Source organism: Prevotella sp. khp7 (assembly GCF_900109055.1).
In the GTDB taxonomy this organism is placed as follows: domain Bacteria; phylum Bacteroidota; class Bacteroidia; order Bacteroidales; family Bacteroidaceae; genus Prevotella.
The window spans coordinates 486,366-502,112 of sequence record NZ_FOIV01000002.1 but is presented as its reverse complement, the minus strand read 5'-3'; the positions used below and the strand labels follow the sequence as shown (position 1 = coordinate 502,112).

At 44.8% G+C, this 15,747-nt stretch carries 8 protein-coding genes; 2 read left to right on the top strand and 6 right to left on the bottom strand.

The genetic code is table 11. From position 1 onward, the window contains the following. Window positions 1–36: 36 nt before the first annotated feature. On the bottom strand, window positions 37–2,454 hold the full coding sequence (locus BMX82_RS05690; RefSeq protein WP_177172027.1) for a CotH kinase family protein: 2,418 nt from the start codon (window positions 2,452–2,454) through the stop codon (window positions 37–39). A gap of 195 nt (window positions 2,455–2,649) precedes the next feature. Here BMX82_RS05690 and BMX82_RS05685 point away from each other — a divergent pair, with 195 nt between their 5' ends. Then, entirely contained in the window at window positions 2,650–4,101 is a 1,452-nt protein-coding gene (locus BMX82_RS05685; protein ID WP_091766838.1) for a lipopolysaccharide biosynthesis protein, read from the top strand. Here BMX82_RS05685 and BMX82_RS05680 read toward each other — a convergent pair. Genes BMX82_RS05680 through BMX82_RS05670 form a run of 3 tightly spaced genes read right to left on the bottom strand, consistent with a single transcriptional unit; the run spans window position 4,076 to window position 8,725 of the window. Continuing rightward, complete coding sequence (locus BMX82_RS05680; RefSeq protein WP_091766835.1) at window positions 4,076–5,167, bottom strand: acyltransferase family protein; 1,092 nt, start codon at window positions 5,165–5,167, stop codon at window positions 4,076–4,078. The genes BMX82_RS05685 and BMX82_RS05680 overlap by 26 nt on opposite strands. Next, complete coding sequence (locus BMX82_RS13160; RefSeq protein WP_091766832.1) at window positions 5,139–6,914, bottom strand: NAD/NADP octopine/nopaline dehydrogenase family protein; 1,776 nt, start codon at window positions 6,912–6,914, stop codon at window positions 5,139–5,141. Before BMX82_RS13160 ends, BMX82_RS05680 begins: the two co-directional genes overlap by 29 nt. After that, window positions 6,911–8,725 carry an aminotransferase class I/II-fold pyridoxal phosphate-dependent enzyme gene (locus BMX82_RS05670; protein WP_091766828.1) on the bottom strand — a complete coding sequence of 605 codons (1,815 nt, stop codon included), beginning with the start codon at window positions 8,723–8,725 and terminating at the stop codon, window positions 6,911–6,913. The genes BMX82_RS13160 and BMX82_RS05670 overlap by 4 nt, the downstream gene beginning before the upstream one ends. Before the next feature lie 79 nt (window positions 8,726–8,804). On the opposite strand from BMX82_RS05670, the gene BMX82_RS05665 reads away from it, so the two are divergent. Then, window positions 8,805–9,830: a glycosyltransferase family protein gene (locus tag BMX82_RS05665; RefSeq protein WP_091766825.1), complete on the top strand. Its 1,026-nt coding sequence runs from the start codon at window positions 8,805–8,807 to the stop codon at window positions 9,828–9,830. Here the strand turns inward: BMX82_RS05665 and BMX82_RS05660 are convergent. Both BMX82_RS05660 and BMX82_RS05655 read right to left on the bottom strand, forming a co-directional pair. Continuing rightward, window positions 9,827–13,066 carry a GH92 family glycosyl hydrolase gene (locus BMX82_RS05660; RefSeq protein WP_091766822.1) on the bottom strand — a complete coding sequence of 1,080 codons (3,240 nt, stop codon included), beginning with the start codon at window positions 13,064–13,066 and terminating at the stop codon, window positions 9,827–9,829. The genes BMX82_RS05665 and BMX82_RS05660 overlap by 4 nt on opposite strands. A gap of 5 nt (window positions 13,067–13,071) precedes the next feature. Further along, the gene (locus tag BMX82_RS05655) at window positions 13,072–15,717 is read right to left on the bottom strand and encodes a GH92 family glycosyl hydrolase (RefSeq protein WP_091766819.1); all 2,646 of its coding nucleotides are present in this window, start codon (window positions 15,715–15,717) and stop codon (window positions 13,072–13,074) included. Between the last annotated feature and the right edge of the window lie 30 nt (window positions 15,718–15,747).

Genomic DNA, 15,747 nt, shown 5'->3' with positions numbered 1-15,747 from the left:
GGCAAAGGTACAACAAATCGCACGAAAAACCAAATATTATTTAAGTTTTATGGCTTTTCCGCCAACCTTCAACACATGTAACTGTCCTGCATGGAAGGGCAACATGATTACAGAGCCATCAGAGACGGTTGAAGAGAGCAGCATTCCACGTAAATCATAAAGATCAATTCTCGTACCAGCAGGAACCCCTGTGAGCCAAAGGCAACTGCCATCCTTATGCCAAGTCCAAAGAGATTCCTCTACCGCATTAATGGCTAAAGCATCTCCTATAATTGCATTAATGGAAATAGAGCTGCATTGAGGCATGACGAAACTACAAGAACTTCCTTTTAGCTGACTTTCTTCGATACCTGCGCTCGTCTTACTAATAATGTTCCAGCCAGTAATCACTTTACCCTCAGGCGCACGCCCTTCCAAGGTGACAGTATGATTGGCAAAGAACTTGCCATCGAAGCGCCCACGACTGAGAGGGACATTATTGAACTTCATCTCCAAACCATCAATAGGGAAAACCGATGTGTTAACTGTCATAGGAATAGGACTACCCAAATCAAACTGCTCGCCAAGTTGCTTATACATCTCCGCAGTACGTCTCGACACCCAATTACGAGCATTTCTCAACTCATCGTCATAGTTAGGCCACCATGGATTATCATAAACAACACTTCTGTGATGTTTCCATTCATCTTTTATTTTCAAATACATCGGATCCCAGATGGCTCGAATGCCTTTCTCATTCAGGAAGTCACCCATATAGATACTAAAACGGTCGATGAACTCGCGACAGAAATCCTTATCTTCCATCAGGCGACGGAAAAGACGAGTAGACTCACTGGTGATAGAGAAGTTGGCACCTTTATGGAGATTCCAGTCATTCGGGTTATACCACTGGGCGATAATCCTATGATCGTACCCTCCTGACTCACCAGCATTACCTCCATAAAGGCCCATACTATAATCAAGATCTTTGGCTATCCATCGCCACTTGCCACCCTCTGCTCTTGGGCGCCACATCACGTTGTTATTGCCAGGATAGTCGAGATTATTAAAATAAAAGTTCATAGCTGTGATTCTGATATACTCCTCCCAGTCCATGAGCTCTGCATATTCTGCCAACGTGTGGCCATGTTCGTTATAAAATTTGGTAAAAGCACTGAAGTTATCGATAGTTCCCTCTTTCAACTCACCATTTTCTATCAAATCAATATCTTCCAGTCCGTCGTAGTGGGTGATGATATTGTTCTCGTTAGCCCGCTCGCGGATATTCAGAATACACCAATAGTTACCATTGATATAGATAACTGCTGGGCGCCAAGCCTGATAATCAATATCTGTATATTCTGCCATAGAGCGCTGGGCTACAGCATCACGCATATAGATGTAATCGCGATCATTACCAGCATTACGGAGCACAATAGACCTATAATTGGTAAGGTTTGGGCACTGGTCAGGGAAAAATTCATAATCCATATTCTTCTTCCCAAAACGTTTATGGCTGTATATGGCCATCGACTGTCTATTGGCTTCTCTCGAATAGGCTCCCGTGATACGGGTTTCACAGAGCTGATTAATCTGTGAAGGCTGTCCCTCTTCATCGAAAAGCTCTATATTGATGGGGCGACGCCAGTCTACCTGTCTGTTCTTTTCATGCGTCTTGTTGTTTACAAAGATACCGATACTATAATCATTGAGATACTTGTTGTCTGTCACAATACTGATAACTGGTATTGACAACTTTCGATCATGAAAGATGTACGACTGAACGCTACTTCTAGGTGAAAGCCAGCCTTTGCAAAACAGTTTGGCACGAATGGCCGTAGACTTATTGATGGGTATCTCTGCGGTGTATCTGGTGCTGTAAATCGTTGGTTCAGTACCATTAGTAGTATAATGAATCTCCGTGCCTTCCGGACTGCCCTCGGGCAAAGAGAGTTGCAGGTTGAAAGCCTGAACTCCATTCATCACACGTCCCAATTCGCTGAACACAGGCTCACCCAAAATGTGATCATGGTCGCAGATATTACCTGCGTTAGCTTCTTTGGGTGTTGGAGTCAACTGGTAACCCCATTCTTCTGCTCCATCTGTCTTGCGTCCATAGGCAATATTGGGTGCAGGCTGCTTTTTCAGGTTTTCCACTTTATCAATTATATCGCCCGATTTAAACAAATACACAGAACAGCCTTTACCAGAGTCTAAACGGAAATTGGTATGCAAGTATTTGGCTTCTTTGTCACAATAAATAAGCGCATACTGACCACCCCCCACCATCACGTTAGGCAATATCCATGATTCACTCTCTTTGTCACTAGTACCCAATCGAAACTCTTGCAGATTGACGCCTTGCGAAGTCGGATTATATAGTTCCACCCATGAATCAGGGAATTCTTTCAAATCATCCATCACGCAGTCAATGTTCGACTGCATGAGTTCGTTGATAACAAGTTGTGCCTTCATAGTCTGAAAGCAGCATAATAGAATTGCGGCAAATAAGGTTTTCTTCATCGGTAATTAATTCATTCGGGATGCAAAGGTAGCACAAATCCAAAGAAAACCACAATATAAACTGTTAATCAAATGAAAATCTTCAAGCGAATAATACCCACATGAATTTGGTTATTCAATCACTTATTTGTATCTTTGCAGCAGAATATGGCAGGAACATTGAAGGAACAAACTGCAAAAGGGCTCTTCTGGGGCGGAATGAACAACGGCGTGCAGCAGTTGCTCGGTCTAGCCTTTGGCATTATCTTAGGCCGACTACTCGATCCTTCAGATTATGGTATGACGGCGATGTTGGCAGTATTCTCTGTGATAGCCAACGAACTACAATCAAGCGGATTTAAAACTGCGCTCATTAATCTGAAAGAGCCCAAGCACGAAGACTATAATGCTGTGTTTTGGTTTAATATTCTCGCGGGAACATTTATCTATGTAGTACTATGGTTCTGTGCGCCTCTGATAGCTGATTATTACGACAAGCTCGATCTGATTCCCCTGAGCCGTTATGTCTTTTTAGGCTTTGTGTTCTCGAGTTTCGGTATGGCACAATCCGCTTATCTCACCAAACAGATGCAGATAAAGCAGATAGCCCAGTGTGGTATGACAGCCACGTTGACATCGAGTATTGTCAGTGTGATACTGGCTGCCCTTGGTTTTGGCTATTGGGCCCTCGCCACACAGTATCTGATGTATATTGCTGTCAACACCTTGTTATTATGGTACTTCAGCGAGTGGCGTCCTACACTCTCACCTCTCTCATCTCTCATCTCACCCCTGAAAAGACTTTTCCCCTTTAGTTTTAAGATCATGCTCTCTGCCATCTTCACGCAAGTGAACAATAACATCATGAATCTGTTGCTGGGACGTTATTATGGTGAGACGAATACTGGCCACTATAATCAGGCTTATCAGTGGAGTTCCAAGTGCTTTATGCTGGTGGGGAATATGCTGAAACAAGTAGACCAGACCGTATTGGTCGGACTGCATGACGAACGCGAACGCCAATTAGCTGTACTCCGTAAGATGATGCGCTTTACTGCCTTTATCTCTTTCCCATTGCTTTTTGGCTTGGGGTTGGTGTCGCATGAGTTTATCGTGCTGGCCATTGGTGAGAAGTGGGCTTTCTCGGCTTCGCTGTTGCCCCTACTCTGTCTTTGTGGCGCCTTTATACCCCTCTCTACACTGCTCACGGATTCCATCATTAGTCAGCATCGCAGCGATATCTATCTGTGGAGTACGGTTGCTTTAGGTATCCTGCAGATAGGCTTGATGGTAAGTCTTTGGCGAGAAGGCATCTACACCATGGTGATTGCTTATACCTTATTAAATATAGTATGGGTATTTGTGTGGCATTTCTTTGTTCGTCGATTGATGAACTATCGCCTTCTGGCTTTCCTGAAAGACATCATTCCGTTTGCCTTGGCAGCAGCAGCAGTGATGGTAGTGACGGGTTTAGCCACACAGAGCATATCAGCCCTTTGGCTAAGGTTACTGAGTAGGGTGGTGATGGCCACCATTCTCTATCTTGTTGTGATGCGCCTGGCAGGAACAGTGATTCTGAAGGAGATCATGGCCTTTATCTTCCGAAAAGGTATTTCTTGAAGAAAGGACTCACACGAAGCAATTGAGAGGTAATGATGCAGAAGCCTACAACAATCAGGGCAACCGCAAACGATGCTGTGCTATCGAGTATAAAGTTGTGGCGATTGGTCTGGAAATAGACGCCTACTGCTGTCATCTTTGGCAGGAAGAAATAGTGAAGCAGATAAATATCGAGCGTCCGACGACCAATGAACTGAAGACTCCGACCTACCATTGTCTTATCAGAGAAAAACTCCTGATAGTGTCTGAAGAACATAAAAACCATAGAGAGCAACAGAAACATGGCCAAAGTATGTGGCAAAGAAGTCCATTCGTGTCGCAAATTGTGCCACACAATGACATCGAGTGTACAAACCACAGCCAATATGGTGATTATAGGAAAAAACCAATTACTATCCATCAGTTGTTGAGCCTTGTCCCAATAACGATGCACGATATTTCCGAAGAGGAAAAAAGGAAAATAGCGCATCATCTCAACTAAACTGGTATAGTTGAGAAACTCGTTCTGAGGTCCCTTATGTCCTAATGCCCAAGAGAAATAGCGAGGCAGATAACAGGTCTCGAAGAAACCCAATGAAATAACAAAAAGTAGGGTAATGGGTATCCACGACTTGATGCGCAGCTTACTCTCTGCGTACGAGAAGACATAGTAGGTCAGCAACATATAGAGTAATACCAGCGTGAACCAATAGCCAGCTTTCATCGATGAAGCCATCGCATCAGAAAAGCTCTTGGCGAAGGGTTCGCTGGGTATCATGGCTAAGTACAGTAGGAAGAACACCACTGTAGGGATAATCTGCACCTTGAACTTCTTCCAGGATAGTTCGCGAAGGGTCTGTCCGTTCCATACACGACTGGCTTTATAGGCTAAGAATCCGCTGATAAAGAAGAACAACGGCATACGGAAGAGCAGGAAGAACTGGAGGGCAGCTGACCAACGGATCTGCATGCCAAACGACTTAAGGGCTATATGGTTGGTAACCACAAGTAGCATAGTAAAGCCACGCAGAGCATCGAGCCACCCCATACGTGACTTCTTAATCGAGGAATTCAAGTTTTCCAACATGAAGTGTTAGTTTGTTTAAATCTGGCAGTTGCATATAGTCACCAAAGATATGACGCAGATGGGCATCGGCATTACCTGGAACAGGCAACTGATGACCTTCGAACTCATGGGTAGTAAGTGGGAATATCTCATCTATATATCGAGGGTTATGGAAGGGAATCCCCATGCCACTTGTAATCACTTTCCCTGGCAGTATTTTACAGATTAAGCGCAGAATCGGGAATAAAACTTTATTATTTATATTAAAAATACGACGTACAGAACGGATTGCCTTTTTATCATTAGTACTCGTACGCCATATCTTATACATATGCCCCACGGTCTTCTCTGTGAGTTTATGAAGCCAGATGGGGTGCTGTTCCATTGGAAAGATATCGATGTAGATGCCCTGCTCTTGCCACAAGCGGTCGTAACCGTTCTGTTCAAGCATGCGAGAACGACGATCGCGCACCTTAGCATAAAAGTAGAAATAATTAGGGTCTGTATCGCTATTCTGAAGAGCGAGCCAGTTTGGCAACTCTTTTGGCAGGACCTCCATCAATCGCACATAATCAGAACGAAGCATCTCTATATCGAGATCATCATCCCAAGGTATATATCCATTGTGGCGCATGGCGCCAATCAAAGTACCACTACTAAGCCAATAGCGTATGTGATGTTTCTTGCATATCTTATCCACCTCGAGCAATATCTCGAGCATCCGCATTTGCTGGCGACGTAAAAGTGAGCCTTCGAGATTAAAACGAGAACGAAGCCCCCATGCCATCACTTTATCGATGATGGGCGTATTAATATGATATTCTCTAGCCAACTTCTGAATGATATACAATCCATAGGGGAAGTCTTCCGTGAAGTAACGACTGTCAAAATCGGGGATGTAACCTCCTTCAACCTGCTTCATGGGCGAATGAATACCCTTGAAGGCTTCGATAGATTGTAACTTTCGAGTAAGGGAAGGGGCATCGGTACTCTCATAGTAGTCGAGAATAGTGGGGATGCTGCCTTTACGAACAGGTAGTACGTCCAATAACTTAAAGAACTCGCGATCCATATCGATGAGCAGTTGCGAGGCTTCATCAGTCCATTCCTCATAGAATAAGGAGGGTTCTGGATAAATTACGCCCTCATGCCAGTCCTTCCACATAGTGTAAAGACGTGAAGGATGCAGAATGGGATTGCTGTTTGTAAGGCTCACTTCATAAAAGCTCTCCATCAGCACCGTCGGTGTAGATAGTAGTTGCTCTATCAGAGCACGAAGAGATTCTTTCTCCTCCGTCTGCTCGATGGCCACATGTAACGTTGGTTTATAGCCCAACAAGGTTGCAGAGCGTCCATACTCTGTGGTTCGTGCTATGAATGGCACGCGTTGAAAGCCAAACAACGGGGTCTTAGCAGGAAGAATCGCCTTTGCCTCAAAAAAGAAACCTGTACTGCTGACAATGGAGCCCACAGCAGTCTTTGTGCTAAGGAATGGACAAATCAATTGTAGTTCCTCGCGGATGGAGAAACCAGGAAGACAGAGCAGCACGATATCGGCCTCAGGAATCACCTCTGCAGGATTTGCACTTATATGACTGACAGAACCTTGCAAATGTATTCCTTCGGGAGTATTGATAGACAGTTGTTTCTGCCAGCGCTCAGGATGGCGCGTTAGCAATGAAACCTCACAATTATCATGGGCAGCGAGAAATCCCGTCACCACATGGCCTAAATTGCCGCCACCACAGATACATACATTAGTCTTCATGCCAGTTCTTTCAGAGCACCAATCAGTTGATCGTTATCTTCCTGACTGCGAACAGAGACACGGATAAAATTCCTTCCCTTGAGCCCATTCTTTGAATCACAATCCTTAATCATGATGTTATAGCGTGCTAAAAGAAGTTTTGTGAGTTCTGTAGAAGAGTATTTGTCAATAAGTTCTATACAGAAGTAATTGGCCTGAGTTGGCAATACACGCATATAAGGTATCTGCTTTAGCTGTACCTCAAAACGCCGACGCTCAGCTATAAACTGGCGACACGCTTTCTTGTAATCGTTTTCGTATTTCCCAAAAATCTGCATATAGAACTCAGCAAACGAGTTGATATTCCATATCGAGATATCTTTCTTAACCCACTTGATGAGCTCGGTATCACCACTAGCTAGTACACCAAGACGCAAGCCTGGCACACCATACGACTTAGAGATACTTTTCATCACTACCAGATGAGGATTTGCAGAAAGAATATCATTGGAAAGTAATGTGTTGTGCTCAAAATCATCACTGAAATCCACAAATGACTCGTCGACAATCAGACGGACACCCAACTCTCGGCTCCAATCAATCAGCTTCTGAAGTCCTTCCATGCCAATAAAGTTACCCGAGGGGTTATCGGGATTGATTAGCAACAAGCTCTGTATATTCTTATCACTAAAGAAGGTGATAAGGTCGTCTTCTGTATATTTCAGATTGTTATTCTGTGGTGAAAAAGCAACAATATTCTCTGTCCTCAAGCGATGCGGATATTCTTCAAATGTGGGGTATATAACACCCATTTTACCATCAGAATCCTCCATTAGGCTTTTTATAAGCTCCGCTGCGCCATTACCCACTACCACATAATCTTGACGGATTCCAAAATACTTCCCTGCCAATAGAGAATTTACAAACATGCCCGAAGGATATTCTGTAAGCAGCGTGTCAAAACTGCTGCGCAGTTCATCTTTCATCTGCTGGGTTGGGAAATAAGGATTCACCAGATAACAATAGTCAAGCATCTTGGGAAATCTCCAATGGCCGCCATAGCGATAGTTAAATCGACGGAGCATCTCCTCGTCTTCAGCAAAAATAGTCTCAGCGATGTCAAGATCTTGCACATCGTCAATCTCATACCATTTCTCACTACCTATAGGCAGAGCTTTCAACTCGGCGTTGTCGAGTAAAGTGATGACACGCAATACCTGTTCATAGTATTCATTGTTACCCAAAGCATGGCAATAGGCCTCAAGAAAAGGAACATACTTATGCTGCGAGAATGCTTTCGAAAACTTATAGATGTTGACTGTCTTGTAGTAGTGGTCTACATCATCATATTTAAATGCCTTCTTAGGTACAAAGTTTACTATATTGTTATCACCATCAAGGCGTACCATCGTCCCATCCATCCATGATTCGTACTTAGCAACAAGCGCCAGATTGGGATAGGGATTGTCAAGAATCATAGAAAAGAGGCGGTCGCTGAAAATGAGGTCGCTTTCAATTAACAGAGTGTCATCTTCCATTAACTGGTTCTTCACAAGTGAGAGAGAGTAGATATTATTTGTCTTGTCGTAGATAGGATTATCAGCATACTCAATCTTCAACTTGTCGTCGTAGCGATGGCCAATATAGTTTATCAGCTTTTGTCCCTGATACCCTACAACAATAATGACACGATTCAGAGAGAGTTGAGAGAGCTGTCCAAGCAGACGATCAATCAGCCGCACTCCATTAACAGGAACCATACATTTCGTATTATCCTTTGTCAATTCTCCAAGTCTGCGACCCATTCCTGCCGCCAAAATGATTGCTTGCATATCGGTTTACGCTTTATTTTGGCGCAAAGGTACAACTTTTTAGGGAAAATTTGTATCTTTGCAGCGAAAAAGTGTTGATATGAAGCATCCTGCCAAAACCGATATTGCAGTTCTGTTGTTGTTTTTTAATCGCAGCAACACTTTTAAGCAAGTGTTTGAAGCTGTACGTAAGGCTCGTCCCTCTAAGTTGTTGCTTTATCAAGACGGCCCTCGCGGTGAATGCGATAAGGAAGATGTCGAGGCGTGTCGTGAGATTGCAAGCGATAAAAATATCGACTGGGAATGCGAGGTGCATCGTAACTATTTGGACCATAACGAAGGCTGCGATCCTTCTGGTTTCCGTTCCCACCAATGGGCTTTCTCACTGGCAGATAAGGTCATCGTGTTGGAGGATGATGTGGTGCCTTCGCAATCGTTCTTCCCATTTTGTAAAGAAATGCTCGATAAATACGAGAATAACGAACGTATCTCGATGATTGCAGGGTTCAATATCGATGAGGTATCACCTGATTGTGAGGACAGTTATTTCTTTACGTCAGCCTTTAGCATCTGGGGGTGGGCATCGTGGCGACGGGTGGCAGAACGCTGGGATTCAGGCTATGGCTTTATGCGCGACCCAGAGAAACACCGACAACTGGAGCGTATCGTCAGAGAAAGACATCTGCGCAGCGATATTTTGCAGATGTTTCATGACCACAGTCAGAGTGGTAAAGAATACTTTGAGACGATTTACTGGGCAGATATGCTGTTGCACGACTCCTTGGCGATTATGCCAGCTAAGAATCAGATCAATAACATCGGACTGATGACTGACTCTACTCATTTCTCTGCAGAACTGAAAACCACACCACACAGGATTCGCAAAATGTTTACCATGATGCGCCATGAATTGCCGTTTCCATTGAAACACCCTGCCGTTGTAGCAGAAAATAAAAAATATCTGGAGCGTCTTTATAAAGCCAACGCCTGGAACCATCCATGGATAAAGGTTCAGAATTCTGTCGAAGAACTTTTTCTAAACCTGCGTTATGGGAACTTCAAACATATTCTTAAATCCCTCTCTCGTCGCCTCCGTAAATGGACGGGCACAGAGAAGCACCATTAATTTCCACGAGTAATCTCGCTTTGAGTAATGTAGTTTCTGTCTGCTGGCAGGGATGTTGGCGTAATAGTGTAACACCTGCCATCCATCAGGTTCAACGTAACCTTCTCGAAACGAGGCACAGACAACATATAGCGATCTGTGGCTGGACAGACAGGATAGAAACCCATGGACGCGAAGACATACCATGCTGACATCTGACCAGCATCATCGTTGCCAGAGAGTCCGCCAGGAGTGTCGTTATACTCTGTATCGAGAATATGGGTCACACGCTCGATTGTCTTCTCGCGCTTATCAATATAATCATAGAGCCAAGCTATCTGATGACAAGGCTCATTACCATGCCAATATCTACCTGCTGTGAACATAGAATCGAGTCTTGCCTCAAACTTTTCCTTGCCACCCAAAGTTTCAACCAGTCCCTCCACATTATGTGGTACATACCATGTATAGTGACAAGTAGCTCCCTCTGTAATATAAGGTTTACGATGGATAAAGTCGGTGTTGTTCTCGAACATTCCATCTTGATGACGACCATCGCAGTAGCCCGTTTGGGGATTAATTACGTTTCGCCAATTCTCAGAACGGCGCATCAGTTCTGTATAGTCTTGTTTTTTGCCTAAAGCCTTGGCCAGTTGAGCTACAGCAAAATCATCAAAAGCATATTCCAAAGTGCGCGAGGTTTGCTCATCCTGATGATATGCATCTTTTATGCCATCCTCCAAAGGTATATAACCATACTTCAGATAGCTCTCAAGCGCTCTACGCCCCATACCATTCTTATACTCCAAAAGAACGGGTGTTTCAAAGGCATTCTTCCGCATGCCTTCATAAGCTTTTTCTACATCAAAATTGCGAACTCCTTTTATATATGCATCAGCCAAAGTAGCACTACAATGATCGCCTATCATGGCAGCGGTATAGGAGTTCCAGCAGGGGAAGATTGGTAGCCATCCTCCCTCCTCATACATGGTGACCAGCGATTGCATCATATCAGCAGCTTTGTCCGGAGCTATCAGCGTATAGAGCGGATGCAAGGCACGATAGGTATCCCACATTGAAAAGTCGCCATAGTATTTCCTTTTTTTTGATGTCTGGAGTGTCCCATCAGCAAACTTGGGATATGTGCCGTCAACATCACTCATCTCGCGAGGGAGGAACGAACAGCGATAGAGCGCACCATAGAACTGATTGGCGCGAGCAGTATTCGTGTCTTCTACATCGATGGTATGTAGGCGGTCTATCCATTGCAGGGCTGTCTGTGCCATCATACCGTCAAAATCGTAGGCTTCTGCCTCGAAGGCAAAGTTATTATAGGCACCCTTTTTTGATGTGAACGATGAGGCTGCTTTCAATATGATAGGCTGACTAGCCTTGCCATCGAAAGTAAACCAAGCGCAAAGACTATCGACACCAAAATCCTTGATTTCATCGTAGGACTGCAACAGATAATGGCCCTCGAAACCGGTCTGTTCGCCCCAACCCTGATAGATACGATGCACAGGGTTGTAGCCATAGATGGTCTTGGCCAAATTGTCTATCTCGAGATAGCCCTCCTTGTAGTCGCTGTTATGATTAAGCACTATGTGGATAGGCCCATCCACCTCTGGCGTGATGCGGAAGATGGCTGCGTGACTAGAACCAGTTACCTCTAGCTTCAGTCGCTCTTTAGGCAGACGGACTGCATAGTAATGAGGATGTGAAACCTCTTGCGAATGCGAGAAGGGTGTAGCACGCTCTGTGGGAGTTTTACGTAGTTTGCCACTAAGTGCAGCAAGGGTGAACGACCCATAATCCTGAGTGCAGCCACCTACTATCCAGTGACTGTTGCGAATGCCTTGAAACAGCGAGTCTGTATAATAATAAGGTGCTATGCACTTCTTCTCTGTATCTTGAGTTTGTGGAGTCCAGAAGTTCTGACCATTGGGCACGAGTACTGCAGGCAAGGTTTGTCCATGTTCCTCAGAACCTTTGCCAAACAGACCTGCTGTCTTAGTGTTAGCAGGAGCTGTGCCTACCATTGTGTTCAAGGCATTCAGTTGGCGAAGATGTTCAAAGAAATGGATGTTGTCATTTACTTTCTGCTTTAATTCTTTCCAACTATAAAAAGCCTTATAATCAAATTCGCCAAGGCTTGCAGTTTTTTCGTTAAGCAGTAATTGCACAAGCACATCACCTTGTGCATTCTTATAGAATATCATCTGGAGATTTGCCGCCATCGGCAGAATCTTATCCATATAATCATACTGCTCTGTTCTTACTCCTTCTACACCTCGAAGTTTTATCCCCATCAGCGTCATCAGGCGATAGAGATTAGAATCATGCCCAAAGCGAAGATCAGCCCCTGTTCCACCACGAACGATTGCCGCATCCACCTCATTCTCAATGCGTTGCCAAAGAGAGATGGCACTACGAGCAGGGATGCCTTCGTTCTCAATCAGGTCGCCATGAACTATTGTCATGCTACGATTATTCTTATTGTAAACCGCCTTCAGTTCCTCAGGAGTAAAAATATCGTAAAGCGAAACATTGAGCTCTACATCCTGCATATCCGATGCGATGGTATGCAGTTCTGTAAGCAGTTTCGTTGGGTTCTCTATCTTCGATGGATCCATGAAAAGGGCTTTGATGAATCTGTCTGGCGATATCATCAAGGGCACATTGGTGCGATTCTCCAAAGCCTTCTCTTCTGGTGAGGTATAGGCAATCCAAGCCATATCCTCCTCTCGGGTGACTGGGTCGATATGTATAGAAGGATTGAGCGACTGCAGCTCAGACACGAAGTTATTCATACTCGACTTACAACGCTGATATGTACTGGAATGGGCTGTGAGATGAGCATCGGCCGTGAAGAGCTGTGGAAAGTTATGGAACATTCTACGAGCAATTCCCCGATGCTGACGACCTCCTAAGGGTGTTAGCAATCCACCATTGCCTTTAGCGTTCTTCCACACCATTTTCAATCGCTTGCGAACACTCTTACCCAACTTCGTAAGATTTTTCTTGTCCTCGAAATGCTGGTTCACCCAGAGATACCTATTGTCATTTGTCAGCCAACGTGAGCCATGACGCCCGTAATGCGATATATAGAAAGGCTCGTAACCCTCAGGAGCCTCAGCAAGTTCTGTTTTCTCGACGGGATAGGCATAATATACGCCTCCCATCTGTTCGTTTGTTTTTTGCTGTGCTTTCGCAAGAGCACAGATGCATAGTAAAGTAGCAAGTAGTAGTTTTCTCATGATGTCTATTCTATTTTCCAATCAATCCCTAATGGATTATTTCGCATTTCAAGCACCAAAGGAAGTCTTTCATTGGGTGAAATCCACATCTCTGTACGATCAATATCAGCACGAACATGTAAGGCATCCTTCGTTTGATCCAAAAGTCGCCACGTAATACCATCATAAACAAAACTGCCATTCTCCTTTAAATTGCGGAGAGCTTGACGAGAGATGAACGCAAAAGTTCCATGTACCTGATACTCTGCGCCGTCTGCTGGCATCTCCCAACAGAAGCCTTTGCCATTTTCCACAACAGACTCGGGTATCTGATAGATTGCCTCTTTACAGGAGACACTCATCACATTGTCTTGCCAACGATAGGTAAGAGGCCATGTTCGGAACTGCTTGTTCAGCGTAAAAGCAATCTTTCCTGAATAGAAGGGCGTACACGACTGGCGTTTTGCTCCGAGAGGAGCAGGACTTTGCTCCGAGGAAAACTGGACTTTCTGCGCCCCGTTGATAGCAGGCCCAAGCTCGAGTGTGCTCGGAATATAGCCTGAGTGCACTTTTTCCTGTCGCTTTGATGAGATGTAGAATACAAGTTCTCCCCCCTCCATCAAGTCCGCGTGTTCTAAGCGAGCGCCATCAAGCTGTCTGCCATTCAGCGTTACTTTTTCAAAATGAGTACCCTTGCCTTTAATTATTGCACGCAACGTCTTGCCATTGGTGAGTTGTAAAGTCCATTTTGGAATCAATGGCGCATGTAACAGATAGTAGCTCTGTCCTGCATTGGGATAGATGCCCATCATATGGAAAGCCAGCCACGAAGACATGGCACCACTATCATCATTACCAGGCAGTCCGTCGGGCTGGTCACTGTAATTCTCCGCGATAATCTGACGGACACAATCCGAAGTCAAGTCAGGGCGACCAATCCAATGATACAGGCATGGGGTGAGGAACGAAGGTTCGTTACCCACGTTATAGCGTTTACGACTGAAGAACATATCCAAACGTTTGCGGAAGGTCTCTGGCCCGCCACAAGCCTCAATCAGACCTTCAACATCGTGAGGGATGCTTAATGAATATTCTGCAGAGAGCGCTTCGTAGAAAAACGTACTCCACCAAGGCAGATACCAAGGAGCCACTTTTGTTACTGGGGTGTAGGGTATTGTGGGATGGAAGACTTTCGACTTACCCCAGGGCACAGAGTCGAGCCATTGGCCGTTTGCGTCCTTTGGCATAATGTAGCCTTTCACGTCGTCCCATTCATAGTCAGAACGCCAGAGGTTTTTCCAGTTCTGCGACTGTTTCAGATACCGATCATGGATATCCATGCGACCCAAACCTTTCGCCACCTGAGCGATACAATAGTCGTTATAGGCATATTCTATGGTTCGTGTGCCAGCTCGATCGACGCCATAGGGCAGATAGCCATACTCCAAATACTCCTTCAGTCCGCCTCGTCCGTGCTTCTCATGATCTGCTCCAGGATCCACTTCGGCATCTTTCAACATTGCCTCAAGGGCAAAGTCATAGTCGATACCCTTCACACCTTTCACAAAGGCATCAGCAATAACCACTTCTGCATTCGAACCGCCTTGAGTCCTTCCGCTGGAGTCTCCACTACGGGCATCCGGCATGTAACCTTCTCGCTTATAGATATTTATGAGCGAATTAACAATATCCGCCTCACGTTTCTCGTCTATCAGTGTAATGAGTGGCGAACTGGAACGATAGGTATCCCAGATGGCATAGTAATCATCATAATAAGGCCTTTCTGTCCATTTGGGATTCTCACCTGTTTTATCTACAGGCATCAGCATCGTGTGATAAAGGGCAGTATAGAACATACGCTTCTGCTGGTCTGTGCCATCAATATGAACACGCCTCAGCAATACCTCCCAGTTCTCACGCAATTGTGTCAGTTGGGCATCAAAGCCACATTCTGGAATATTCCGCTTGGCTTGTTGCTCACTGACATACGAGATGCCGACCTTTATATTTAACAAAGAGTCTGTAAACTCTATTGTGTTTTCGCTCTTCCGTATAAAAGGCTTATCGCTCATCAGACAGAAATAGACTGTATAGGCTTCGCCATTATTCCAGCCTCCGCGAACCCGCGAATAGCCTCGCACCTCATGGGCACTAACCACTTCTACCTCACCACCAATAAACTGTTGCTGCTCACGCAAATCGGGTATAGGGTTCTTGCCTAAGTAGTGGGTAGCATCAATGAGCAACTCCCCATTTTTCGGATAATGTATTCTATAGAAAGCGCATCGCTCTGATGTCGTAATCTCTGTACGGATGCCATTTTCGAAAGTCGTCGTATAATAGCCTAATGAAAATTCCTCATTCACTCTGAGCTGAGGCACGACACCTGGTTGGATAAGTATATTACCATATTTCTGCCCACCACCAGTACCACTGACATGAGTTTGCGAAAAACCTGTTACCACTTCAGGCATCTTCGCCCAACCAGCGTTTGGCTTCACTGTGCAATCAGGGCCTGGTTTACACATTCCAAAGGGCATCGAAGGTCCTGGAAACGTTCGTCCTACACCCTCGCTACCTATTCTCGGATCGACAAACTGCCATACTTGCGCCACAGCAGTCATCGAGGCGAACAGCATCCATGCGGTTAGAAAAATTGTTTTTAGTTTCATGCTGCAAAGATATGAAAAAATCTCCAAAAG